Origin of the sequence: uncultured Tateyamaria sp., from assembly GCF_947496075.1 — a bacterium.
Taxonomy (GTDB): domain Bacteria; phylum Pseudomonadota; class Alphaproteobacteria; order Rhodobacterales; family Rhodobacteraceae; genus Tateyamaria.
Genome location: NZ_CANMBJ010000001.1, coordinates 179,414 through 205,145, shown reverse-complemented (window position 1 = coordinate 205,145; position 25,732 = coordinate 179,414). Strand labels below are relative to the sequence as shown.

The following is a 25,732-nucleotide window of genomic DNA, read 5'->3' as shown; positions in this document are numbered from 1 at the left end:
AGTGGGCGCTTGGAGCATATGCGGCGGGGTCCTTAATAGGCGCGGGTGGGGCGGTCGAAGATGCGGCGGCCAAAGGCCGAGGCGACAAGGTCGACCATCAGCTGGGCGGTGCGTCCGCGTTCATCCAGAAAAGGGTTGAGTTCCACGATATCGAGTGAGGTCATAAGCCCGCTGTCGCAGATCATCTCCATCACCAGGTGGGCTTCGCGGATTGTGGCGCCGCCTGGCACTGTTGTGCCCACGGCCGGGGCAACCGAAGGATCCAGAAAGTCGACGTCGAGCGAGACATGCAGCAGGCCGTTTGCCCTGGTCACCCGGTCGAGGAACGCGGCAAGAGGTTTTGCGATGCCGTGTTCGTCAATCTGGCGCATGTCGACGTAAGTAACGTCGCTTTGTTCGAGCGCCGCGCGCTCTTCCGCATCGACGGAGCGCAGTCCAAGCATGGCGATGTGTTCGTGCTGGACCGGGTGCGTGATCTGGGGAAAGCCGTCAAACCCGGGCCGCCCGGTCACATATCCCATCGGAGTGCCGTGCAGGTTGCCCGACGCCGTGGTTGCCGGTGTGTGGTAGTCGGTATGTGCGTCCAGCCACAGGACGAAGAGGGGGCGACCGCGCTGAGCCGCAGCATTCGCCACCCCGCGGACTGTTCCCAGCGCCAGCGCATGATCGCCACCCATGAAGATCGGGACGGACGTTGCGGACGCGCTCTGGGCCACATCGGACAGGGCGTGGGTCCATGCGATTGTTTCTTGCGGCGCGTGTAGTCGTCCGTCTGTTTCTTCGGTGAAGGGAGCAGGTGATACGTTGCCGTGATCTGAAACGGTGTGGCCGAGATCAGCCAAAGCCCGGTGCAGGCCAGCCGTGCGCAGGGCATCCGGGCCCATGAGGCAGCCCTGGCGGCGCTTGCCGCTGTCCATCGGCACGCCGATCAAATCGATTGTTCTGGCTTCCATTCCGCACCTCATCGCTGTTGCACCACAGATTTGCGCAATTCGTGTCGTGGACAAGCGATCATTTTGTCCGTATCGAACTACGATTGATCAAAATGGAGGCGGAAATGGATGAAACTGACAATCGGTTGATTGCTGCCCTGCGTCACGACGCACGCGCGTCCCTGTCCGATCTGTCCATCCGTCTGGGGCTGTCGCGCACAACGGTGCGGTCCCGGATCGAGAAGTTGCAGGCGCGCGGTGACATATTGGGGTTTACCGTCGTTGTGCGCGCAGACACTGCCCGCGATCCGGTGCGCGGGTTGATGATGATCGCGATCGAGGGGCGGGGGACCGAACGTATCATACGCCAGTTGCAGGGTATGGTTGAAATACGTGCCGTTCATTCGACCAATGGCCGTTGGGACGTGATTGTCGAGATTGGCACCGACACGCTGGAACAGTTCGACAGTGTTCTGTTTCGCATCCGGAAGCTGGATGGGGTGGTGGCGAGCGAAACGTCGTTGCTGCTGTCTACGCGGAAGTCGGCCTGACGCGCAGGGCCGCGATCCAGACCGCGGCGATGAGGATCGAAAGGACCATGTTCCATCCGGCCATGCTCAGCCCTGCAAACTGCCAGGCGATTTCATCACAGCGGATCAGCGGCGCGGCCATGATCTGATCGAACAACGCATTGGGATCGAGGGTGTCGATGGCACCGGACGAACAACTGGTCGGCCCTTCCCACCAGCCTTGCTCGACACCAACGTGATAGGCTCCGACGCCCGCCGTGCTGAGAGCCGCGATTGCACCCAATGCGATGAAAATGGGGAGAGGCACAAACAACGCCACAGCACCAAGGACGATGGCCGCCACATGTGGGTAGCGCTGCCAGATACACAGTTTGCAAGGCGGCAGACCGCCGAGGTGCTGGAAGGCAAACGCCCCCAACAGCAAGGCCACCGAGCCACCTGCGGCCAATGCGACAAGGTTTTGCCGTTTCATAGTGCCCCCACAGCCAGGAATCCGCCCACAAGGATCACGACGAACAGGGTGAACATCAACCCGAGACGACGCTCGATGAAATCACGAATGGGCGCGCCGAATTTCCAAAGCAATCCTGCAACGATGAAGAAGCGCAGCCCGCGGGCCAGGACGGATGTGGCCATGAAGGTGGCAAGCGGCATCCCCGTCCAACCGGACATGATCGTGATCACCTTGTAAGGGAAGGGGGTCACACCAGCGGTCAGCACAGCCCAGAAGCCAAAATCATTGAAGCGCGTGTTGAACGCTTCCATCGCGTCCGCTTTGCCCAGGGCGGCCAGAATGGGTTGCCCAATCGTGTCAAACGCCAGCATCCCGATGGCGTAGCCCAGCAATCCGCCCAGGACCGACGCGATCAGGGCCACACCTGCAATGAGCCACGCACGGTGTGGCGCGGCAAGGATCATCGGGATCATCAGGACGTCGGGCGGGATCGGAAAGATCGAGCTTTCCACAAACGCAACAATGGCCAAAACCCAGAGCGCGCCGGGGTGATTGGCCCATCCCATGGTCCAGTCGTACAGTCGCTTTATCATGCGGGGCGGCAGACCATGGGTGGGAAGGGAGGTCAAGTCGCTTTGCACTTGCCCCTGACGCAGCACTTCGGTATCCGGCAGTCCTGAGGCCCAAGTGGCGGAATGGTAGACGCAGGGGATTCAAAATCCCCCGCCTTTGCGGGCGTGCCGGTTCGAGTCCGGCCTTGGGTACCAGCCTCTGACTACTAATGTGATCATGCATGGCCAGTTTTGGCGTGCTCAGATTGGTCTGTTCGATATCTTGAATAACAATTGTCTAGAACCCTGACAGTGCTTTGCGTTAGACGGCGAGGACGACATTGCCTTTTCGAAGCGCTTTGGAAACTGCAAGATCGCTATACGGCGATGTCATTATGGAAAATCGATCCCAAGCGATTCGCGGCAACCACTGTCTTGTTGGGCAGATCGCATCATTATGGTATCTTTTTGTCCATTGATCGCGGTTTGAGAACATAAGCACCACAAAATCTGGCAGAAACACGGCAAAATTATCTGTGGTCAACTGTCGTGATGGAGCGAACTTGAAGGTGAATCTGTTAAAAAACGGGAATGCACTTAAAATGTTCTTCTACAGTGATTTAGGCGGGTATTTGCCCATACATGTGCGTACTTTGCGTATATTAGTACAATCAGGGGTGGCAAAAGTTTTCACATAAATGGGCGATGTATGCGTCTGTTTGCGTGGATAGTGCCACTTTTCAGACATTTTTCCCTTTTTTTGCATCAATGCTGACCGTAAGAACAATCTTGCCCAACTGGGGGGCGATGTCTTTAGGTCAAGGGGGCGACCGCACAAGACGCATTGAAAGATGTGGGGAGTGTGTTCGCAACGTTGCCGAGCAACCGCTGAAAGATGCGTTTGCCGGGTCCGTATCGGTTTGCGTGTCGCAGCCGACCATTTCTCCCTCCATTTGTTAGGCGTGTATGCGGATCGCCCGACCGATAGGTGCGTCGCTTCGTCTTGGGGAAGAGTGAGTTAATGATGGAGACGGACCGATGTGGCAAATCACCCGAGAGTTGATGCCTAAGATGGCAATCACCTGCCGTTTCGTAGCCCTGGCCGTAGCGGCCAAGATCTCCGTTTATTGTGCAATTGTTCCGGTCGCGTTGCGTGCTGCGCGCAACCACGCCTAGGAGTTCCGACACATGACCAAGTTTATTGATTTCAACGCCCTCGCTTCGGGCACTGTTGTCGACAACGAATTCAGCACCCAAGGCGTGACGATTTCGGCCACTGGTGGGGCAAATCAAGCCATGGTGTTCAACACGGCGCAGCCGACTGGGCAGGATAGCGATCTGGCGACCACGAACCTCGGGGGTGCGTTGATCATCTCGGAAGACGGCGACAGTAGTGACCCGGATGACAATGGCAGCGGTGGCAAGATCAACTTTGTCTTTGACGAACCTTCCGTCATCAACCGGCTGACCTTCCTCGACATCGAGGAAGGCGCGTATGTGCGTTTTTACGATGCCCACGGGAATGAGATCGACAAGATCAAGATCGAAGATACGGACAACAATGGTCAGTCGATCGTCGATTTCGATGTATCAGGTGTGACGCGGATGGAAGTCGAACTGAAAGGTTCGGGCGCCATCGACAACCTTGTGTTCGATACCTCTGGCCTTGACGGCGTGGTGGAAGGGGACAACGACGGCAACCTGATCGACGCAGCCTATGATGAAGATCCGGAAGGCGACTGTATTGACGCCAACGATCAAGTCCTGCCGGGTGAAGGCCGCGATGATGACATTGTGGATGCCCTGGGTGGGGACGACACGGTTGAGGCCGGTCGTGCGGACGACGAAGTGTATGCGGGCAGCGGCAATGACAGCGTGCAGGGCGGCGACGGTGATGATGTCATCTTTGGCGACAGCAATTATACTGGCCCTGGTGCGGGCGCGTCGGAACGTGAAGTCTTTGAATGGGAAAAGTCGCCCTTTGGCGATGGCAACACTCTGGGCAATTTCACGCAGGACACCGGCAATGTCGAAGTGTCGTTTTCAGTCCTCGATCAATCCGGTGCGTCCCGCACGATCCAGTCTAACGACACGCAGAATATTCAGAACATCGATGGCGACGGCAATTCGAGCGATAACAACAGTTCGCTCGACAACATTCTGAATGGTCAGGGAAATTCGGCGGAATACCAACTTGAGTTCTCGGCCTCGGTCGAAGATGTGTCTTTCCGTATCAATGACATCGACGGCGATGGTGTCGTGCGCGTCATTGCGTATGACGCCGTCGGACAACAGATCACTGTCAACCTGGAAGGTGGCAGCAATCTGACCCTGCTGGACACGGATGGCGTTGCGGGCAACGACACCGCCGACAGCAATGGCGGTTATCTGGCGGACACGTCCGAAGAGTATTCGCTACTTGTCAGCATTCCGGGTCCCGTGGCCCGCATTGTCATCGAGCATGAACAGGATGGCGGCGACAATTCAGGCATCAACATCACCGACGTCTATTTCGATGCACCCATCGTGGATGACGGCGCCGACGGCAATGACACACTGGAAGGTGGTGACGGCGACGACACCATTTTCGGCGAGGGCGGCCATGACACGCTGCGCGGTGAAGATGACAATGACAGCCTTGTCGGCGGCGACGGTAATGATCGCCTTGAGGGCGGTCGGGGCAATGACGTTCTGGGCGGTGGTGCCGGGCGCGACTTCCTGATTGGCGGATCGGGTGATGACACCGGTTTTGGTGGCGCTGGCAATGATGAGATCTGGATGGGGTCCGGCAACGACTCGGTCGATGGCGGCACTGGCAACGACTGGATCCATGGCCAATCCGGTGATGACACGTTGAACGGTGATGCCGGCAGCGACATGGTCTTTGGTGAAGAGGGCAATGACGTCATCTCGGGCGGCGCGGGAACTGACCTGCTGAGCGGTGGCGACGACGCCGACACGATCTTTGGCGGTGCAGGTGACGAGGTTGATGGCGGGGCCGGTGGCTTCAGCACCAATCCGGCCGACAACACTGATCGGGATGTTCTGGACCTGACCGGGCAGGGGCCGTTCTTTTTGGACAACGTGACGCCTGACAGCAATGGCAACGGCATCAACGGCACGGTCGTGTTCGTGGATGCGGACGGCAATCCGAATGGGCTGACCCTGACCTTTACCGAAATCGAAGAGGTCGTTGGCGACGAGATCAACCGCGGTCCCGATGCTGTTGATGATACTGCAGAAGTTGATGAAGACGGCAGCGTCGATATCGCTGTGCTGGGCAATGACAGCGATCCCGATGGCGATCCGTTGCGCGTGACGGAAGCCACGTCGCCTAACGGGGTTGTCACGATCAACCCCGATGGTACGCTCATCTTCGAGCCGAACGAGAACTTCAACGGCCCGACGACCATTACCTACACCGTGACCGACGATCAGGGTGGTGAAGACACAGCGACAGTCAACGTGACGGTGAACCCGGTCAATGACGCACCTGATGCGGTCAACGACACCGCCACGACGGACGAAGACACGCCCGTCACCATCGACGCGCTGGCAAATGACACGGATGTGGATGGCGACGCGCTGATCATTACTGGCGCATCGGTCCCTGCGGATCAGGGTACGGTCGAGATTGTGGACAACGAGTTGCTGTTCACCCCTGCCGAGAATTTCAACGGCGATGCGACCATTTCCTATTCCATCGAGGACGGCAATGGCGGCACTGACACGGCCGAGGTCGTGGTCACGGTCAACCCGGTCAATGACGATCCTGTCGCGGTCGATGATCTGGCCGACACGATGGAAGATGAAGCGGTTGTCATTGATCTGCTGGGCAATGACACCGACGTGGATGGTGATGATCTGACACTTGCGTCTGTCTCTGTCCCCGCAGATCAGGGTTCGGTTGTCGATAACGGTGACGGCACCGTGACCTTTACCCCGGCACCGAACTTCAACGGTACCGCGACCATCGACTACACCGTATCGGACGGCAATGGCGGCACCGATGATGGTCAGGCCATCGTGAATGTTGGTGCGGTCAATGACGGTCCAACCGCCAACGACGATACCGCGACGACGGATGAGGATACGCCTGTCACCATCGACGTGATTGGCAATGATACGGACCCGGACGGCGATGATCTGACGATTACGGGCGCATCGGTGCCAGCCGATCAGGGTACGGTCGAGATTGTGGACAACGAGTTGCTGTTCACCCCTGCCGAAAACTTCAACGGCGATGCGACCATCACATATTCGATCACGGACGGACATGGTGGCACGTCTACTGCCGAAGTCGCTGTGACGGTGAACCCGGTCAATGATGATCCGGTTGCTGTAGACGATATCGAAACCACGGACGAGGACGTGGCCGTGGTCGTGGACCTGCTGGGCAACGACACCGATGTGGACGGCGATGACCTGAGCATCGGATCGCTGAGCGTTGATCCTGCTGAAGGTTCGGTTGTCGACAATGGTGACGGCACCGTGACCTTTACACCTGCGCCGAACTTCAACGGCCCGGCGACAATCACCTACACGGTTGTTGACGGGAATGGCGGGGAAGATACGGGCGAGGCCATTGTGTCCGTCGGCGCCGTCAATGACGGTCCTGTTGCAGAGGACGACGCTGACACGACTGACGAAGACACGCCGGTCACCGTCGATGTACTTGGCAATGACAGCGATGCGGACGGCGATGATCTGACCGTTATTTCCGCTGTAGTGCCGTCAGAGCAGGGTGAAGCTGCCATCAATCCCGATGGTACGATCACCTTTACTCCGGCTGAGAATTTCAACGGTACCGCGACGATCACTTACACGATCGCAGACGGCAATGGCGGTAATGACACCGCTGATCTGGTCATCGAAGTGACCCCGGTCAACGATGCACCCGAAGCCGCCGATGACGCGGAAACCACGCAGTTCAATACGGCTGTCACCATTCCCGTGCTGGACAATGACACGGATGTGGACGGCGACGCGCTGCGCGTGACCGAGGCGACCTCGCCCGATGGGGACGTGGTCATCAACGGCGATGGAACGCTGACCTTCACACCCAATGACGGGTTCGAGGGCGACGCGGTCATCGATTACACCATTACGGATGACCAGGGCGGCTTTGACAGCGCTGAGGTTACCGTGACGGTCGAGCCGAACCCGCTCGACGGGATTGTCGAGGGCAGTGATGATGGCGAACTGATCGACGAGGATTACGAGGGCGATCCTGAAGGGGATATGGTCGACAGTGGCGACAACATCTTCTCGAACGATCCTGAAGACGCGGACGACGACATCATCGAAGCGGGTGGTGGCAACGACACGGTGATCGCCGGTCAGGGTGATGACGTGGTTGACGGCGGCGACGGGGATGACCTGATCGAAACCGGCAACGGCGACATTGCGCCGGATCTTGGCTTTCCCAACGACGACGGTACACCTGTTCCCGGCTTCCCATTCGGCTTCCCGGCGGATGATGATCCGAACAACGACCTCGACTTTGTTGATGGTGGTGCAGGTGACGACACGATCAGCACCGGAGATGACGCGGACACCATCGTGGGTGGCACCGGCAATGATGTCATCGATGGTGGCATCGACGATGACGAGATTTCCGGCGATGAAGGCACTGACCGCATCGTGGGGGGGGAAGGCAACGACCTGATTGAAGGCGGCGTTGGCGACGACACCATCTTTGCGGGCAATGACCCCGATCTGGGGCTGGACCAGTTGAATATCGAAGATGACGGATCGAACCCGATCTTACCGGCCGATCCGCGCCCTGACAACGGCATGGACACGGTGTTCGGTGGTGAGGGCAACGACCTCATCTTTGGCGCCGATGATGATGACGAGCTGTTTGGTGAGGAAGGCAACGACACCATCGACGGCGAGATCGATGATGACCTGATCGACGGCGGTATCGGTGATGACAGCCTGCTTGGTGGTCAGGGCAATGACACCATTCTGGGCGGCGAAGGCAATGACGTCATCGACGGAGGCGGCCAGGCCGACACGGTGGACGGTGGTGACGGCAACGACACCATCATCGGCGGCAACGGTGCGGACGATCTGTCTGGCGGTGCAGGCGACGATGTGATCGACGGCGGCACTGGTGACGACACGCTGAGCGGTGATGCCGGCAACGACTCGATCCTTGGATCTACCGGTGATGATGTCATCGAAGGAGGCACCGGTAACGACACCATCGATGGTGGCAACGGTGGTCAGGACATCATGTCCGGTGGCGACGACCGTGACCTGTTCATCAATGTTGATGCGGGTGAAGAGGTTGACGGTGGCGGGGGTGGCGACGACTTTGACGTGCTGGACCTGCGTGGGTCAGCGCCAAACAACGGCTCTCTTCAGGTGGTGCTCACCAACCCCGATGCGGGGGGCAACGGCTTTGACGGTGTGGTCAACTATTTCGACCAGAACGGCGATCCTGCCGGAACGTTGACTTTCACCGATATCGAAGAGGTCATTCCCTGCTTCACGCCGGGTACGCTGATTGCGACACCAACAGGTGAGCGTCGGATCGAGGACCTTAGGGTTGGCGATCGGGTGATCACCCGTGACAATGGAATTCAAGAAATTCGTTGGGTTGGCAGCCGTGACATGTCGGGTGAAGAACTTGCCCGTGCGCAGCATCTTCGTCCGGTCCTGATCCGACAGGGCGCGCTTGGCAGGGGCCTTCCGGAGCGTGACATGCTTGTGTCACCTCAGCACCGTGTGTTGATGGCGAGTGACAAGACGGCACTGTATTTCGACGAAAGCGAAGTGCTGGTGGCGGCCAAGCATTTGACTTTCATGGACGGCATCGATGTCGTGGACGTGTCGGGTACGACCTACATCCATGTCATGTTTGACCAGCACGAAGTCATCCTGTCCGATGGCGCATGGACGGAAAGCTTCCAGCCGGGTGATATGACGTTGAATGCGATGACGGATGCGCAGCGCAGCGAAATCCTGGAGCTGTTCCCGGAACTGGAAAATGGCCAAGGATCAGGTGTCTACGCTTCCGCTCGGCGGAGCCTCAAGAGACACGAAGCGCATCTTCTCTCGCATTGAGCATTCGCCACGGTGTTGAGAGATATGCGCAGTTCCTCGCGATGATTCGCGGGGGCGCAGGGAACGGGGCATTGGGGGGTGCACCCGTTTTCTGTGTTCAATACGGGCAATAATGCCCAATTGTTTCTTCTACGGTAGCGTATGGCACTGCATTGCGGCATCTTTGTGCACGAATAACGTGCACGTTTACTTTCTTGCAGTTTTTCCCCCTGAATTTGGCTCAACTTTGAATTACTACCGTGGCCTGGGTGTTTGGTCTGTGGGGGCAGTTCATAACCCCTTTCATTGTGTGCGGATATGAAGGGCAGCTGCTATGGCCGACATCAACGGAACGTCGAACAACGACACCCTGCAGGGAACGAATGAGGATGACACGATCCAATCCCTTGGAGGTGCGGATCTGGTTTCAGGGGAAGGCGGCGACGACAGCATTCTGGGCGGCGGTGGCAATGACACCCTGTTCGGTGATGTGGGCGAAGGCACGGCGCCCGGCAATGACGCGACCCCATTGGTGCTTGACATCAACAACTTGGTGACGCCGAACACCGGCAATGTGAACGCCGGTGCATCCGCCGTCTACAAGAACGTCGCCCAGCTTGAGGACGGCACCCAGGTTTCGGCGCGGCTGGTCCTTGTGTCCAAATCCGACAACCGTTTGACCGTGGATCTCAACGGCGGCAACGGGTTCGAAATCCTGATGAACGGGCGCGGCAGTGGGGACACCGCCGATTTCCGCATGGAATTCTTCATCCCGGACACGCCCAATGCGACCACCGGCACGCCGGTTGCGTTGAATTCGACGGCGACGATCAATGACCTTGATCGCAACAGCCCCGGAGACCAGGAAGCTGTCACGATCAACGCAAGCAGCTTCAGCGCCTTTGCCACGTCGAGCGATTCTGTTCTCAACGTGATTGAAAGCAATGGCCAGGTGACGGCCGAGGGCCGTGGCAACAACAATCCCGACGATCAGGAGGCGTGGTTTTCCGCGTCGTTTGAAAATCGCGAATTCATCGAATTCACACTTGAAGCACGCAACACCAATTCCGGTTTCTCGTTTTCGGGCGATCTGATCGACGATCCGGTTGTGACGCCGATCGAAGCCGGGGATGACACCATTGATGGTGGCAGCGGTCAGGACGTGATCTTTGGTCAGGGCGGCGACGACAGCCTGTCCGGCGGTCAAGGCGATGACGATATCGACGGCGGCGAGGGCAACGATTTTCTTGATGGCGGCCAGGGTCAGGACGAACTGATCGGCGGTGCCGGCGACGATACCCTTGTGGGCGGCACAGGTGACGACACGCTTCTGGGCGGCGACGGCGAGGATCTGATCACCCTTGGTCCGGACAACGATCAGGCGCAGGGTGGAACAGGATCTGACCGGTTCAATTTCGACGGATTGGGCAATCACAACATTGTCGGCGGTGAAGATGCCGATGGAATGGATATCGACGTTCTTGATCTGTCTGGCGTGCGGGCGAACGTTCTGCCCGATGGTCCGGGGTCGGAATCCGGCACGGTCGAATTGCTTGACGACAATGGGAACGTGGCGCGTCGCGTCACCTATTCCGAGATCGAGCAGATCATCATTTGCTTCACTCCGGGTACGCGTATCGCGACACCGAAAGGCGAGATCGCCGTTGAGAGATTGAAAACGGGCGACAAGGTCATTACCCGTGACAATGGCGCACAGACCCTGCGCTGGGTCGGACGCCGTGATCTGACGCCAGACGAAATGCGCATGAACGCGGCGTTCCAACCGGTCCTGATCCGTGCTGGTGCGCTTGGCAAGGAACTTCCCGAGCGCGATATGCTTGTATCGCCGCAGCACCGCATGCTGGTCAAATCCGATCTGGCGGAGATGATGTTCCAGGAGCGCGAAGTTCTGATTGCCGCCAAGCACCTGACCGGCCTGGACGGTGTGGATCAGGTCGAGACCGGTGCTGTCAGTTATCTGCACCTGATGTTCGATCAGCATGAGGTTGTGCTGGCGGAGGGCGCGTGGTCAGAAAGCTTCCAACCGGGTGATCACTCCTTGCGCGGCATCGGTGCAGAGCAACGGCAAGAGATTCTGACCCTGTTCCCAGAACTTGACACACTGGCGGGACTGGACACGTATAGTTCGGCGCGATTGTCACTGAAGCAGCACGAGGCACGCACCCTCGTGGATCGTCTCAGGTGATGTGACGGGTCGCGCGCCAAGCGGCCCAGTCCTCGGGCGTATCCAAATCCAGACGCGCGCGCGTGCCGGGCAGGGGAACCAAGTGAACCTTGTTGCCCGCCTGTTTGACAATATCGCGCCCGCCATCGTCTCCGAGCAGCTTTGCGAACGCTGGAAAAAGCGTGCGTTCAAAGATGATCGGATGCCCGCCGCGCCCATCTTCTGTTGCGCCGCGCCAGATCAGCGCGTCGGGACAGGTGCGTATCGCTTGCTGGACCTTTCGGAGATCATTCTCGGTGATGTCGGGTAGGTCGCCCAGGAGCAACATGGCGTGTGTGTGCTGCGGGCCCAGCGTGGCAAAGATCGTGCGCAGGCTTGCGCCCATCCCTTGGGCGGCGTCCTTAACAGTGACGGGATGTGCTGTTGTTTGTGCGACAAGGTCATATCTGAGGTGCGGAGGTGGCGGCAGCGCCACGCGTACATCAGTGCTGACGGCTTGCGCGATTTGGATTTGCCGTGCCAGCAGCGGTTGGCCGTCCACGTCTTGCATCAGCTTGTCAGTGCCACGCATGCGCGAGGCGGCACCGGCGGCGAGGATGAGGATCGGCATCATTTTTGAACCCTAGGGCTGTCAAACATCTGTCGCAACACGGCCGCGCCTGCGCGCGACGACATTATGAGGGGGGCTAGCCCCCCGGCTGCGCCTCCCCCCAGGATTTTCCTGAAACAGGGAAGCAGGGGATCAGCCGCGCATGCGGGCGCCGTCAGCGTCAAAGAGTGGTGTTTTGGTCATTGTCGCCCTGCGCATTTTGCCGAGGATTTCGATCTCGACATCTTGGCCTTCTTTCACATGCTGTGGGGGCAGGAACCCCAGCGCGATGGATGCGTTCATGTGATGCGAGAAGCCGCCGGAGGTGCAGAAACCGACAACGGACCCGTCCAGCCATATGGGTTCATATCCATGGGCGTCGGCATCATCCGCATCAACGATAAAGGCACAGAGCTTGCGCGCGGGGCCCTTTGCGCGTTCGGCTTCTGCTGCGGCGCGGCCGACAAAATCCGCGTTCTTTGTCCACGAGATGAAGCGGTCCAATCCGGTTTCGGCGGCTGTGTAATCGGGTGAGTATTCCGACAGCCAGGAGCCGAAGAACTTGTCGAGGCGCAGGGACATCATGGCTCGCATGCCAAACGGCGCCATGTCGTGGGCCTGTCCGGCTTCCCACAATGTCCACCACAATTGGCGTTGGGCCATGGGATCGCAGTAGATTTCGTAGCCCAGATCGCCGGTGTAGCTGACCCGCTGCGCGATGCAGTCGGTCATGCCGACGGTGAGGGGCCGGATGTCGAGGAATTTCATATCCGCGATATCCGAGCGCGTGCAGGCCTGCAGCACATCGCGCGCACTTGGCCCAGCCAATTGGAAGCCGTTCCTTTTATCACTTATATTTTCAATGTTTGCGCCGTCTTCTTCATGTATTCGAAAGTGCCGCATATGCACCGCTTGCGCGCCATAGCTTGCGGTGAGCTGGAACTCTGTCTCGGTCAGGCAGGACATCGTGAAGTCACCGATCAGCTTGCCCTTGGGGCTGAGCATGGGGGTCAGTGACACACGGCCCGGCTGTGGCACGCGGCCTGCCATGATGCGGTCGAGCCATGCGCGCGCCCTTGGACCCGTGATGAGATACTTGCCGAAATTGTGGACTTCGTTGATGCCGACGCCGTTTCGGACTGCCGCCACCTCGCGTGCGGTGGCAGCGAATGCATCGGAGCGGCGGAAACTTGGGGTCTCATGGGCGGGCTCATCGCCCCGCGCAAAGTAGTTGGGTACTTCCAGCCCGTATTGCTGGCCCCAGACGGCGCCCATATCGGTGAAGATGTCGTACATGGGCGTTGTGCGGTTGGGCCGGGCGGCGGGCAGTTCTTCGTTCGGGTAGGCAACACTGAACCGCTTTTGATAGTTTTCGATGACCTTGGGGCGTGTGTAACCGGGACTGATCCAGTCGCCGAAACGGGCCACGTCCATGGCGGTCACGTCGCGTTCGCACTCCCCCTCGATCATCCATTGCGCCAGCATCAGGCCCACGCCGCCGCCTTGGCTGAACCCGGCCATGACGCCGCATGCGGACCAGTAGTTGCGCATGCCCGGCACAGGGCCGACCAGCGGGTTGCCGTCGGGGGCGAAGGTGAAGGGGCCGTGAATGACCGATTTGATTCCAGCGGTTTCGAGGACAGGGAAGCGTTTGTAGGCAAAGGCGATGCTGTCTTCGATCTTGTCGAAATCGTCAGGGAGGAGTTCGTGGCCGAAGCTCCATGGTGTGCCATCAACGGCCCAGGGTCGGCAGGGTTGTTCATAGAAGCCGATGCAGAGGCCGCGACCCTCTTGCCGGAGATAGCTTTCGCCTGCGGGGTCCATGACGTGCGGGTGCTCTTCACCCCGTTCGTAGATGTCGGCGATGTCGTCCGTGACGATGTACTGGTGTTCCATTGGGTGCAGGGGCAGGTAGACGCTTGCCATCGCGCCCACCTCGCGTGCCCAAAGGCCGCCGGCGTTGACCACGTGTTCGGCATGGATGGTGCCCTTGTCTGTGACCACATCCCATGTGCCATCTGGGCGCTGGTTGGTTTCCTGCACCATGGTGTGGGTGTGGATGGTGGCGCCGCCCATGCGCGCGGCCTTTGCATAGGCGTGCGTGGTGCCAGAAGGATCGAGGTGCCCGTCGAGGGGGTCGTAGAGTGCACCGATGATGCCGTCTGTGTTGGTGATCGGGGCGATTTTGGCGATCTCTTCCGGACCGACGATTTCAGTTTCCAGCCCCATGAACCGGTGCTTGGCCCGTTCAGCGAGCAGCATGTCGAACCGGTCCTGATTGTCGGCCAATGTGATCCCGCCCACGTGGTGCAGCCCGCAGGACATCCCCGTGATCTCTTCCAGCTCTTTATAGAGACGGATGGTGTAGCCTTGCAGCGCGGCCATGTTGGTGTCGCCGTTCAGCGTATGAAACCCGCCTGCCGCATGCCACGTGCTGCCAGAGGTCAGTTCGGACCGTTCCAGCAGCATGACGTCGGACCAGCCAAGTTTCGTCAGGTGATAAAGGACAGAGGCGCCGACGACGCCACCGCCGATGACGGCGACACGAGTTGTGGTCTGCATGGGCTTTCCCTTGATTGATGCGCCGATAGAGCCCAATGGATGCGCTTGAGGAAAGCGCGAATGCGACGGGTCATGTCGCTCAAGGCATCCTGCGGGTGTTTTGATGCGCTGGCACGCGCCTGATGTGCCAACAGCAACATCCCGATTGTTCCGGGAGCCGGAGAATGGGCAATCCGCCCGCGTTATTCCGCGAGCGACGCGGCATGTCGCGCCGGGGCAATCAACGGGCCGCACTCGGACGCAGGGTGAACGTCAGCGAAACAGTTGCAAAGGCACCCCCCATGCGTACCCATGCACAGGCCGTCGTGATTGGCGGCGGCGTCATTGGCTGTTCGATCCTGTATCATTTGACGAAACTGGGATGGACCGACGTTGTCCTGTTGGAACGGGATGAGCTGACCAGCGGGTCCACGTGGCACGCGGCTGCCAATATCCACGGCCTGCACGACAGTACCAACATCAGCCGCATTCAGCATTACACCATGGGACTTTACAAGGAGTTGGAGCAGGAAACCGGGCAAGGCTGCGGGGTTTTTCAGCCAGGATCGTTGTACCTGGCCCAGACCGAGGCGCGTGAGCATCAGCTGCGGCTGCAAGCGGGCAAGGCCAAGCTGTACGGGATGAACTTCCACGAGGTCAGTCGAGACGAGGCGGAGCGGTTGCATCCGCTGGTGGACTTCAACGGTGTGCGTTGCATCATGTGGGAGCCGGATGGAGGGAATGTCGATCCATCTGGGGTCACCAATGCCTATGCGACCGGTGCGCGCCAGAACGGGGCGGAGATCATCCGGTTTTGCCCGGTCACCGGGACAGAGCAGCAAGCGGATGGCACTTGGATTGTCCGGACAGAGAAGGGCGATATTGCAACGCCGTGGGTTGTGAATGCTGCCGGACTGTGGGGACGTGAGGTGGCTGCACTGGCTGGGGTTGACCTGCCTTTGCAACCGACAGAGCATCAGTATTTCGTGACGGACACCATCGCAGAGGTGGCGGCGATGGACCGCCGTTTGCCCTCTGTCGCGGATCGGGATGGCGAATATTACCTGCGCCAAGAGGGGCAGGGCCTGCTTGTGGGCGCCTACGAAAAGGACGTGCGGTTCTGGGCGGAGGACGGTACGCCGCAGGGTTTTGGCCATGAATTGTTTGCGGATGATCTTGAGCGTATCGAAGATAACATGATGCGCGCCATTGAGCGGGTGCCGGTCATCGGGACCGCCGGGATCAAACGGGTGATCAATGGCCCGATGATCTGGTCACCGGATTCGAATGTTTTGTTTGGCCCGGTGCCGGAACTGACCGGTTACTTTTGTTGCAACGGTATCATTCCGGGCTTCTCGCAATCCGGGGGGATGGGGCTGTTGGCGGCAGAGTGGATTGTCGAGGGGGAAACCAATTACGACATTTTTGCTTGGGATATGGCCCGGTTTGGCCAGTGGGCGGGCAAAGCATTCACGAAGGCGCGTGTCGGTGATCAATATGCGCATCGGTTCAAGATCCATTTTCCAGGGGAAGAGCGTGAGGCCGGTCGGCCCGTGCGTACCCGTCCCGTTTACGAGATGCAGCGCGACATGAAGGCCAAGATGGGCCTGAATTACGGATGGGAGCATCCGTTGTACTTCGGTGATGTGGAGGATACCGCCGGATTTACGCGTCAGCCCTGGTGGGATGTGGTCGGGGCCGAAGCCCGCATGCTGCGCGACCGGGTCGGGATCATCGATATCTCGAATTTCGCCAAATATGTGTGCAAGGGCCCGGACGCAGAGGACTGGCTGAACGCGGTCTTTGCCAACCGGATGCCGAAAGCTGTTGGACGTTCCTGTCTGACGCCGCTGATCGGAAAACGCGGTGGAATTGCCGGGGACTTCACTGTGACCCGACTGGCAGAGGAAGAGTTTTGGATCATCGGTTCTGGCATGGCCGAGCGCTATCACCAGCGCTTTTTCAAAGAGATACCTCTGCCCCTTGGAACCACCTTTGAAAGCTGTACAGACGCAATGTGTGGGTTCAATGTTGCCGGTCCAGACAGCCGCGCGCTGTTGCAGCGCTTGACCAACACGTCCTTGGGCACTGATGCGTTTCCGTTCATGCGGTCGCAGTGGATTGAGGTTGCGGGGGTCAAAACCCTGGCTCTGCGTGTTTCTTTCACAGGAGATCTGGGCTGGGAATTGCATTGCCGCGCCGAAGATCAAATACGGCTGTACACTGCATTGATCGATGCGGGCGCGGATATGGGTGTTGGCCCCGTTGGCAGTCGCGCTTTGACGAGCCTTCGGATTGAGAAAGGGTATGGATCCTGGGGCCGGGAATACAGTCCGGAATACTGGCCGCAAGAAGTTGGCTTGGACAGTTTGGTGAAAATGGACAAGGATTTCCTGAACAAGGCGGCCGTCGAGAAAACCATCGCTGAACCTTCACGCGAATCGCTGGTGCTATTGCATCTGGATGAGGCGAACGTGCGTGCATCCGGTGCTGACGCCACGGGCGGAGAGCCCATTTTTCAAGACGGTGTTGGAATTGGCAGGGTCACGTCGGGTGCGTATGGTTACAGCGTCGGAATGAGCCTTGCGCTGGGGTTCGTTAGTGGGGCAAAGCCGGGGGATCTGGTTGACGTTATGGTTCTTGGGAGGAGCCATAGGGCAAAGATACTGGAAAAACCTCCGTTCGACCCGGATGGTACTCGCCTGAGATCATGATGTGCACGGTGTAGACGAAAGGAAACACCAATCGATACAAACCTGTAACTGACACCGAATTGCCTGCCGTCTACACCCAATAGACCTTTGCAACGCATTTACTCTAATTAGCGTCACATGGTAGGCAGCGCTCATGTTGGGGAAGGTTTTCAACCACGAAGTGCAGGTTTTTGTCTCGAATGGCGACCAGGCACACTTCACGATACGCGAAATGCACGAGCTGTATACGTCTTGGCAGATGTGGCTTCTGGTGCTCGTCGGCTTCTTCATCATGGCGACCGGCCATCCTGTGACTTTGCCGCAGTTTGAAAGCTTCGGACTACGGTTGGCCTTCTGGTTTGTAGCGCTTTTTTTGTACCTGTTCTTGTCCATGTTCTATGCGCTGGCCACCTGCCGAATCTGGCGGTCGACCTTTGGCGGCCCGATTCCCTTGATTATCCTCTCATCTCCATTGGTGCTGGCTTCCACTTACCTTACGGCCGGCGGGCTGACGATCTTGTTTGAACCTGGCAAGCCTGCATTTGGTTCCATGACGTGGCAGATGAATTTGAGGAACGTGTTCGTTGCTCATGTCTTCGAAACTGTGGCCTTGCTTTGGCTGTTACCAGCGCAGCGTGCACGCAAGGCAATCAAGAGTGCGGGTCGAGATATCACTTTGGCAGGCCGCAAAGTGGGGCTGACACAAATTTCGCGCGTCAAGGCGGCTGAGCACCATCTGGAAATCTACATGTCCGGCAACGTGGAGATTATCCGCGAACGTATGGCGACATTCCTCGACCAGGTCAGCCCGGAAGATGGAATCCAAACGCACCGGTCACATTGGGTTGCTCGCCAGACTGCGCGATCCTTGTCCGGTTCGAAATTGACCCTGACCGATGGTCAGGAAATCCCTGTTGCCCGCGGTCGTCTCGATGATGTGCGCGCGTGGGTCAACACGCACAGCGATACAAAAGAGCTTTTGTAAGACACGCTAGTCGAGTGTCTGAATTCTCAACGCCGTGATCCGGTTTCCTTCGCGCGCTGTCACTTCGAACCGGAAACCATGGAAGCTGAAGACCTGACCGATTGTGGGGATTGTCTGGGCCTCGTGAATCACCAACCCCGCAACGGTGTTTGCTTCGTCATCTGGCAGGTTCCAATCCGTTGCACGGTTGAGATCGCGGATCGTCATGGCGCCGTCGATGTGGAAATGCCCGTCTTCGCCACGTTGTACGGCATGCTCACCGTCCGGGTCGAACTCATCCGTGATCTCACCAACGATTTCTTCGAGGATGTCCTCAAGCGTGATCAGACCTTGGAGCGAGCCATATTCATCCACCACAAGTGCAAAGTGGGTGCGCATGCGTAGGAATTGCCGCATCTGGTCATCGAGAGTGGTCGTCTCGGGCACGAAGTAGGGCGGCATTGCCACCTGACTGATGTCGAATGATTTAAGCGCCGCTGCGTCCCCTTCGGGTCCGCCAATCACTTGATACATGGCGCGCAAAAGGTCCTTGGCGTGGATCACACCGGTGATGTTTTCCTGCTCTCCGCGATAGACCGGAAGGCGCGTGTGGTTTGATTTCAGACACTGTTCCAGGATGGCCTGCGGATCGTCCTCTGCATCAATCATTTCAATACCAGAGCGATGCAGCATGATTTCTTCGACCACACGGTCACCCAGATCCAGTGCGCCGAGGATGCGGTCACGATCTTCCTTTTCGACGACGCCTTCGGAATGCCCCAGTTGCAGGGCGCCCGCAATCTCCTCGCGCACCGCCATGATGTGGCTGTCGGGATCAATCGTGACGCCAAACACCCGCAAGACACCGCGTACCAGCAGGCGAACCGCCGAAACAATCGGGGAAAAGACGGTCACCACCAGAGAGATCGGGCGCGAGACAAGCGATGCGGCGGTTTCGGAGTTCGTGATGGCATAGGTCTTTGGCAGCACCTCTGCAAAGATCAACACCAGCAATGTCATGACCAACGTGGCCAGTGCCACGCCGGATTCCCCGAAGGCCCGCGTGAAGATCGCCGTGGCCAGCGACGTGGCAAGGATGTTGACGAGGTTGTTGCCCAGCAGGACCGAGCCGATCAGCCGTTCGTTGTCCTCGGTGATCTGAAGTGCCCGTTCGGCACCGCGCGATCCTTTGTCGGCCTTGGCCCGCAATTTGCCCCGCGACGCGGCGGTCAGTGCTGTTTCCGAGCCTGAGAAGAAGCCGGACATGACCAGCAAGCCGAGGATCACAGCGCTTGTAATCCAGAACGCCGCGTCGAGCGTCGATGAGGGGTCGTCCATTCGTGATTTATCCTTTGATCTTGGATCGGTTATGGGGGTGACAGACGACGCAATCAAGGGATGCGACAGGATGCGCGTGCAGGATCTGGGCGTGATTGATGATCAGGTGTTGGTCTTTGGGGGGCCGTACTCGAACCTTCAGGCGACTGAGGCGGTTCTGGCGGAGGCCCGGGCGCGAGGCGCATATGCCATTTGCACAGGCGACGTGGTTGCCTATTGCGGGCGGCCTGCCGAAACCGTTGCCGCGATCCGCGCTGCGAGATGCGCGGTGGTTGCAGGCAATTGCGAGATACAGTTGGCGGAGGGGGCCGCTGATTGCGGATGCGGGTTTGAAGAGGGAAGCTCATGCGACCTGCTGTCTGTGGGATGGTATCGGTTTGCCGACGGTCAGATCGGGGCTGAGGATCGCAACTGGATGCGGGCCTTGCCCGACATCATAACCTTTTCACATTGCGGCGCGCGCTATGGGGTCATTCACGGCGGGGTGACGGACGTGGCCCGCTTTTTGTGGTCAACCTCACCCTCAGATGCGTTCGAGGTCGAGTACCGGGCTTTGGAGGCCAGCATTGGTCCGCTGGATCATGTGATCTCTGGTCATTCGGGCATTCCGTTTCGGCGCCCGGTTGGCACTGGTGAATGGATCAATGCGGGCGTCGTTGGCATGCCTCCGCATGACGGCAGCTGTGACACGGCCTATGCAACGCTGACATCTGGGCAGCTCAGCCTGCATCGTCTGAAATATGATGTGGGCGGTGCTGTCAGAGACATGGAAGCCGCCGGTTTGACGCATGGGTATCACGAGGCTCTGCGCTCGGGTCACTGGCCTTCGGAGGATGTGTTGCCCCCTGATTTACGGCTGTCTTTGGCCAGTGGGTGATGATCCAGCACAAGTTGCGTCAGGCGTTCATCGACCACGTGCGTATAAATCTCGGTCGTTGCGACATCGGCGTGGCCCAGCATTGTCTGAATCGCCCGCAGATCAGCGCCGCCTGCCAAGAGATGTGTTGCAAAGGCGTGGCGCAGGGTATGCGGGGTCACCTTGTTGGGATCAACACCGGCATGCACAGCCAGTGATTTGATCCGGGCGTAGAACCAGTGGCGGGTCAAATATCCGGATGCCCCGCGGGAGGGAAAGAGGAAGCGAGATGGCGCGGCGCCCTTGTCTTCCAGTTTTTGTTGTTTGGCGTCGCGCAGCTTGATCCATTCGAACAACGAAAGACGGGCCGAGGGCGACAGGGGAACCATCCGTTCCTTGCCGCCTTTGCCCAAGATCAGGAGCATCTGGGGATCGCCGCGTGCCGATGATACGGGCAGACTGACCAGCTCGCTGACCCGCATGCCCGTGGCATAGAGCAGCTCCATCAGGCAGGTGTCCCGCAGCTGGTCATGTTCGCCACGCCCAAAACTGCGGGCCGATGTCAAAAGACGCTCCACCTCATCTTCGTCCAGCGTTTTGGGCAGACGTTTGTCCTGGCCGGGGCTTGCGATCTGGATTGCGGGATTTTCGCTGCGCCATCCTTCTTCAAAAGCGAAGCGATAAAGCTGTTTGATGGCGGACAGACGTCGGGCGCGGGTGGACTTGGCAAGGCCCTGCGCGTCGCAATGGATCAGGTAGGCTTCGATCTGCGCGGTTGTTGCGGTTTCAAATTCGGCATTCTGCTTTGCCAGCCAAGCGCCAACATCCTTGAGGTCGCGACCGTAGGCCAACAGCGTGTTGCGCGCAGCGCCCAGTTCAGCCGCTTGCGCATCCAGAAAGGTCGAGATCCAGCGGTCGCTCATCCTGTTCCTCTCAGCAAAAGAACCTGCAGCGCAGTGCGTCGCGCCACGTCTTCGAGGCCAAGCGCGCGCAAGGTCGCAAGACCGGTGGTCAGTTGCGCCACGTCGCCTGAACTGCCGGCATGGGCCAGTGCAATACTTTGCAGCAGTGCGTTCCCGAGAGCGTCCGACTGCGCCAATTCCACGATTTTAGGGTCGGGTGGTGCATCAGAGAATGCGGCAACGACCGCCCCTTCAATCCCATCTGCGTTGAGACCGGGCGGTATGTCACCCGCTGCCACGGCGCTTAACACCGGGCGGCGCATGGCGCGGGCGGGGAACTGTGCGGCGGCCATTTCATAGTTTGGGGACAGCAATAGCACCTCGAATGCCAGATCGGCTGTTGCGCCGCTTAGGACCAATTCGGACAGTTTTTCGGAGAACAGTCCGGCAAAGACGGTTTGCAAGCCAGCATCACGCATTGCACGCCATGCGCGGGGAAGCGTCTTGGAGACCGCGGCCGGGCTGCCTGTCGAAAGCGCGGTTTCGAACCGTTGAACGGCGGCGACCCGGTCCCACACACCGCCTGATGCTGCAGGTCGGCGCTGTGTGTAGAGCCCCAGAAGACGGTTGTCACCAAGCGCACCGCGTTGTGCCAGACGCTCTGCTGCTTCCAACTGTGCCTTCCAGCCGGAGTTGGGCGACAAGTCAGCGTTGGCGTAGGCAACGGGCCATCCGCGTGTCGGGATTGGCGTGCCAATGGCTTGGAACAGGCGGAAAGCCAGCGGATCCGGTGTAGACGGGACGGGCAGGGGCGGCTCACCTTCGAACAGCTCGGTATCTAGGAATCGCTCCAGCGCGTCTGCCATCGCTGGTTCAATGAGGCCGAGGGCGCGAGACGTGCCTAAAACCAGTACGGCGTCATCCCAATCCCCGGCTCGCGCCGAACAAAAGACATCGTAGACCTTGGCGGGTGAAAGACTTGGGTTTTGCGTGGTTAGAGCGCAAGCACCCCCCTCGGTTCCCGCGATCAGCGATAAATCGAGGTAGCGTTTCAGGTGTGCGGAACTGCGGTTCACGGCAGTCTGTTCAAGCAGCGCAAGCGCGGGGTCCAACGCCCCGAACCGCATAAGTGCATCAACCCTTGCCAGATCGAAGGCCGACGCATCGCCACCTGGCGGGTTCGCTTCAGCCAGCAATAAGGTCATGATGAGGGATTGCAGCGCAGGTAATGACGTATCGGGCAGATCTTTGACCGCTTCGGCCAAGTCGGATCCGTTGCTGGCAGACCAAAGCGTGTCGGGAAAGCCGGTCACGTTCGAGGGCGCGAGCCCGACGCGCTGTGCCGCATCATCGCCCAACGGTTGCACGGTGACTTGCGGTACGATGCCGCTGGACGTGACATCCGGTTCAGGTTGAACGGGTTGAGCCGCCTGAACCGCCTCTTGCGTATCAAGCCAGTCTATCACGCTCAGCGGGGCTGTGGCCTGTTCCTGTCCATTCAGACCGGTGCCAGCGCTGATCAGCGCGGCAAGAAGAGGGCCAAAGCTATTCTGCATCCAGTGTGACGGGCACGCGCGTTTCATCCTGTGGTGGCGAGAAGTTGGCGCCGAAATACTCACCCACATAGGCATACCCGACCAGCCCAATAAATCCGATGATCGCTAGAAAGATCAACAGCTTGAATAGACGGATCATGTTTTTGCCTGCCCCAGAATTCTTGTTGGTGGTTCTTTGTTTTGCTCAAAGCATATATGGCCTTTTTCGCAAAATCACGTCATTGACGGCCATATGAGCGAAAATCAGCATAATAACAACTTGGGGGCAGGCTTCCGACTGAACAAGACCGTTGTCATGGTTGGCATGATGGGGGCGGGAAAGACGGCCGTGGGTCGTGCGCTGGCTCAGAGGCTGGGGGTGCCGTTTCTGGACAGCGACGCAGAGATTGAAAGCGCCGCCAACATGACCGTACCCGAGATTTTTGAGCGAGATGGCGAGCCTTTCTTTCGAAGCAAGGAAACACAGGTGATTTCCCGTCTTTTGGACGAAGAACGGGGTATTTTATCGACCGGTGGTGGGGCTTTTTTGGCGGAAGAAAACCGGACCAACATCACGGCCCGCGGCGTGTCTGTCTGGCTGAATGCAAGCCTTGATCTGCTGTGGCAAAGGGTCCGCCACAAAGATACACGGCCTTTGCTGCGCACACCCAATCCGCGCGCCACCTTGGGCGAGATTTATGATGCACGCGTGCCGCTTTATGCGCTGGCGGATGTGGCCGTTGTGTCTCTGCCGAACCTGAGTATCGAGGAAATGGTGGACCGTGTGATTGCCACGTTGCTGGCGGAACGGCCCGATGTGTTGGAGAAGACGGATGCGTGAGACTGTCCACGTGCCTCTGGGCGACCGGGCGTACGATGTGCTGATCGGGCCCGGGTTGTTGGCCGAGGCTGGCACGTTGATTGCGCCGCTCTTGCCGCGCCAACGTGTTGCCATCGTGACTGAAACGCGGGTCGCGGCGCTGCATCGTGACGCTTTGCGCGCGGGCCTGGCCGATGCGGGGATTGAGGCGGTTGCAATGGAGTTGCCGCCCGGTGAGGCCACAAAGGGCTGGGCACATCTCGCTCAGGTCACCGAGTGGTTGCTGGACCAGAAGATCGAGCGTCGCGACGTTGTTGTAGCCCTCGGCGGAGGCGTCATTGGCGACTTGGTGGGCTTTGCCTGTGCCATCCTGCGCCGTGGTGTGCGGTTTGTGCAGGTCCCAACGTCTTTGCTGGCTCAGGTCGATAGTTCGGTCGGGGGCAAAACCGGGATCAACACGGCACAGGGCAAGAACCTTGCAGGCGCCTTTCACCAGCCCAGCCTAGTTCTGGCTGACACAGACGTATTGGCGTCCCTGTCCGCGCGCGATTTCCTTGCGGGATACGGCGAGGTGATGAAATACGGCCTGTTAGGCGATGCCGCGTTCTTTGGATGGCTCGAAGAGAATGCGCCTGCGATGGCGGCAGGTGACATGGAACTGCGTGTGGCGGCCGTGAAACGATCTGTCGAAATGAAGGCTGAAATCGTGACCCGTGACGAGACGGAGCAGGGGGACAGGGCGCTTTTGAACCTCGGCCATACGTTCTGCCACGCGCTAGAGGCTGCTACTGGATACTCGGACCGCTTGCTGCATGGCGAGGGCGTTGCCGTCGGTTGCGGTCTGGCCTTCGAGTTGTCGGCGCGATTGGGGCTGTGTTCGCAGGAAGATCCCAGCCGGGTGCGCGCGCATATCAAGGCGATGGGGATGAAGGCAGACATTGCCGACATTCCGGGCGATTTGCCGGATGCGGCTGGTCTGTTGAACCTGATGGGGCAGGACAAGAAGGTTGTGGCGGGTACGCTGAATTTCATCCTGGCCCGCGGCATAGGTCAGGCCTTTGTCACATCGGATGTCCCTGAGGATACTGTGATGTCTGTTTTGAAGGATGCACTGCGGGACAAGTGACTATTTGAAGAGGGAGATTGTAAGATGACACCGGAACGATTGCGGGCACTTTATGGTGAGGTTCATGAACGGGCTGCAGCAAAGGTCATAACGTCCTTCGATACGCATTGCCGACAGTTCATTGAACATGCCACTTTTCTCGTGCTCGCCACGTCTGATGGGCAAAACCTCGATATTTCACCCAAAGGGGATCCGGCTGGGTTCGTCACGGTTGAAACGGACACCACGCTGCTGTTGCCTGACCGTCCCGGCAACAACCGTATCGACAGCTTGTTGAACATTCTGGCGCATCCAAAAGTGGCGCTGCTGTTTTTGATCCCGACCGTGGATGAAACCTTGCGCGTGAATGGGACGGCGGAGATCAGCGATGATCCTGCGCTATGTGAACAGTTCCAGGTGAACGGTCGTAGCCCCAAGACAGTGCTGCGCATCACGGCAGACGAAATCTATACCCATTGCGGCAAGGCCCCGATGCGCGGTGGTCTTTGGAAGCCCGACAGCTGGCCGTCGAACCGCCCAGTTGCGACCTTGCTTGAGATGCTTAGGGATCACACCTCGCTTCCGGACGAAAGAACGGGTCAGGATGCGGTCGAAAAAATGTATCGAGACACGTTGTACTGAATACAGCGTTTGAATAGCAAAGGGCCCGCGTCTTCAACACGG

General features: G+C 58.9%; 18 protein-coding genes and 1 tRNA gene. 10 read left to right on the top strand and 9 right to left on the bottom strand.

Features of this window, described 5'->3' with window-relative positions; translation table 11 throughout:
- Positions 1 to 32: 32 nt before the first annotated feature.
- Complete coding sequence (rocF, locus tag Q1A51_RS01005) at positions 33 to 953, bottom strand: arginase (protein ID WP_299605863.1); 921 nt, start codon at positions 951 to 953, stop codon at positions 33 to 35.
- 104 nt (positions 954 to 1,057) lie between these two features.
- Between rocF and Q1A51_RS01000 the strand changes: the two genes are divergently transcribed.
- Positions 1,058 to 1,483 (top strand): Lrp/AsnC family transcriptional regulator, encoded by a 426-nt coding sequence (locus Q1A51_RS01000; RefSeq protein ID WP_299605860.1) that lies wholly within the window; start codon positions 1,058 to 1,060, stop codon positions 1,481 to 1,483.
- Here the strand turns inward: Q1A51_RS01000 and Q1A51_RS00995 are convergent.
- Together Q1A51_RS00995 and Q1A51_RS00990 are read right to left on the bottom strand one after the other, a co-directional pair.
- Positions 1,464 to 1,934, bottom strand: a complete 471-nt coding sequence (locus tag Q1A51_RS00995; RefSeq protein ID WP_299605857.1) for a disulfide bond formation protein B — start codon at positions 1,932 to 1,934, stop codon at positions 1,464 to 1,466. The two genes, Q1A51_RS01000 and Q1A51_RS00995, sit on opposite strands and share 20 nt — an antisense overlap.
- A complete protein-coding gene (locus tag Q1A51_RS00990) occupies positions 1,931 to 2,509 on the bottom strand; it encodes a YqaA family protein (RefSeq protein ID WP_299605854.1) in 579 nt (192 codons plus the stop codon). Before Q1A51_RS00990 ends, Q1A51_RS00995 begins: the two co-directional genes overlap by 4 nt.
- A gap of 88 nt (positions 2,510 to 2,597) precedes the next feature.
- Here Q1A51_RS00990 and Q1A51_RS00985 point away from each other — a divergent pair.
- The 3 genes from Q1A51_RS00985 to Q1A51_RS00975 all read left to right on the top strand — a co-directional run bounded on the left by Q1A51_RS00985 (position 2,598) and on the right by Q1A51_RS00975 (position 11,726).
- Positions 2,598 to 2,683, top strand: a tRNA-Leu gene (locus Q1A51_RS00985).
- A 972-nt stretch (positions 2,684 to 3,655) separates the two neighbouring features.
- The gene (locus tag Q1A51_RS00980; RefSeq protein ID WP_299605851.1) at positions 3,656 to 9,541 is read left to right on the top strand and encodes a cadherin-like domain-containing protein; all 5,886 of its coding nucleotides are present in this window, start codon (positions 3,656 to 3,658) and stop codon (positions 9,539 to 9,541) included.
- Positions 9,542 to 9,854: 313 nt separating this feature from the next.
- Positions 9,855 to 11,726, top strand: coding sequence for a Hint domain-containing protein (locus tag Q1A51_RS00975; protein WP_299605848.1), 1,872 nt, complete (start codon positions 9,855 to 9,857; stop codon positions 11,724 to 11,726).
- On the opposite strand, the gene Q1A51_RS00970 is transcribed toward Q1A51_RS00975, so the two are convergent.
- Positions 11,719 to 12,318 (bottom strand): nucleotidyltransferase family protein, encoded by a 600-nt coding sequence (locus tag Q1A51_RS00970; protein ID WP_299605845.1) that lies wholly within the window; start codon positions 12,316 to 12,318, stop codon positions 11,719 to 11,721. The genes Q1A51_RS00975 and Q1A51_RS00970 overlap by 8 nt on opposite strands.
- 129 nt (positions 12,319 to 12,447) lie before the next feature.
- A complete protein-coding gene (locus Q1A51_RS00965; RefSeq protein WP_299605843.1) occupies positions 12,448 to 14,856 on the bottom strand; it encodes an FAD-dependent oxidoreductase in 2,409 nt (802 codons plus the stop codon).
- A 281-nt stretch (positions 14,857 to 15,137) separates the two neighbouring features.
- Here Q1A51_RS00965 and Q1A51_RS00960 point away from each other — a divergent pair, with 281 nt between their 5' ends.
- Together Q1A51_RS00960 and Q1A51_RS00955 are read left to right on the top strand one after the other, a co-directional pair.
- On the top strand, positions 15,138 to 17,549 hold the full coding sequence (locus tag Q1A51_RS00960) for an FAD-dependent oxidoreductase (protein ID WP_299605984.1): 2,412 nt from the start codon (positions 15,138 to 15,140) through the stop codon (positions 17,547 to 17,549).
- 370 nt (positions 17,550 to 17,919) lie between these two features.
- Positions 17,920 to 18,513 carry a LytTR family DNA-binding domain-containing protein gene (locus tag Q1A51_RS00955; RefSeq protein WP_299605841.1) on the top strand — a complete coding sequence of 198 codons (594 nt, stop codon included), beginning with the start codon at positions 17,920 to 17,922 and terminating at the stop codon, positions 18,511 to 18,513.
- 6 nt (positions 18,514 to 18,519) lie between these two features.
- Here Q1A51_RS00955 and Q1A51_RS00950 read toward each other — a convergent pair whose 3' ends face one another.
- Complete coding sequence (locus Q1A51_RS00950; protein WP_299207023.1) at positions 18,520 to 19,830, bottom strand: HlyC/CorC family transporter; 1,311 nt, start codon at positions 19,828 to 19,830, stop codon at positions 18,520 to 18,522.
- Positions 19,831 to 19,867: 37 nt separating this feature from the next.
- On the opposite strand from Q1A51_RS00950, the gene Q1A51_RS00945 reads away from it, so the two are divergent.
- Positions 19,868 to 20,707 (top strand): metallophosphoesterase family protein, encoded by an 840-nt coding sequence (locus tag Q1A51_RS00945; RefSeq protein ID WP_299605837.1) that lies wholly within the window; start codon positions 19,868 to 19,870, stop codon positions 20,705 to 20,707.
- Here Q1A51_RS00945 and Q1A51_RS00940 read toward each other — a convergent pair.
- The 3 genes from Q1A51_RS00940 to Q1A51_RS00930 are packed head-to-tail and all read right to left on the bottom strand — an operon-like array spanning position 20,647 to position 23,283.
- Positions 20,647 to 21,609: a site-specific tyrosine recombinase XerD gene (locus tag Q1A51_RS00940; RefSeq protein ID WP_299207019.1), complete on the bottom strand. Its 963-nt coding sequence runs from the start codon at positions 21,607 to 21,609 to the stop codon at positions 20,647 to 20,649. The genes Q1A51_RS00945 and Q1A51_RS00940 overlap by 61 nt on opposite strands.
- On the bottom strand, positions 21,606 to 23,144 hold the full coding sequence (locus tag Q1A51_RS00935) for a hypothetical protein (RefSeq protein WP_299605834.1): 1,539 nt from the start codon (positions 23,142 to 23,144) through the stop codon (positions 21,606 to 21,608). The genes Q1A51_RS00940 and Q1A51_RS00935 overlap by 4 nt, the downstream gene beginning before the upstream one ends.
- Entirely contained in the window at positions 23,134 to 23,283 is a 150-nt protein-coding gene (locus Q1A51_RS00930; RefSeq protein ID WP_189368471.1) for a hypothetical protein, read from the bottom strand. The genes Q1A51_RS00935 and Q1A51_RS00930 overlap by 11 nt, the downstream gene beginning before the upstream one ends.
- Before the next feature lie 93 nt (positions 23,284 to 23,376).
- Here Q1A51_RS00930 and Q1A51_RS00925 point away from each other — a divergent pair, with 93 nt between their 5' ends.
- Genes Q1A51_RS00925 through Q1A51_RS00915 form a run of 3 tightly spaced genes read left to right on the top strand, consistent with a single transcriptional unit; the run spans position 23,377 to position 25,690 of the window.
- Complete coding sequence (locus Q1A51_RS00925) at positions 23,377 to 23,964, top strand: shikimate kinase (RefSeq protein ID WP_299605831.1); 588 nt, start codon at positions 23,377 to 23,379, stop codon at positions 23,962 to 23,964.
- Complete coding sequence (gene aroB, locus Q1A51_RS00920) at positions 23,957 to 25,069, top strand: 3-dehydroquinate synthase (protein WP_299605829.1); 1,113 nt, start codon at positions 23,957 to 23,959, stop codon at positions 25,067 to 25,069. The genes Q1A51_RS00925 and aroB overlap by 8 nt, the downstream gene beginning before the upstream one ends.
- A 24-nt stretch (positions 25,070 to 25,093) precedes the next feature.
- Entirely contained in the window at positions 25,094 to 25,690 is a 597-nt protein-coding gene (locus Q1A51_RS00915; protein ID WP_299605827.1) for a pyridoxamine 5'-phosphate oxidase family protein, read from the top strand.
- Positions 25,691 to 25,732: the final 42 nt, after the last annotated feature.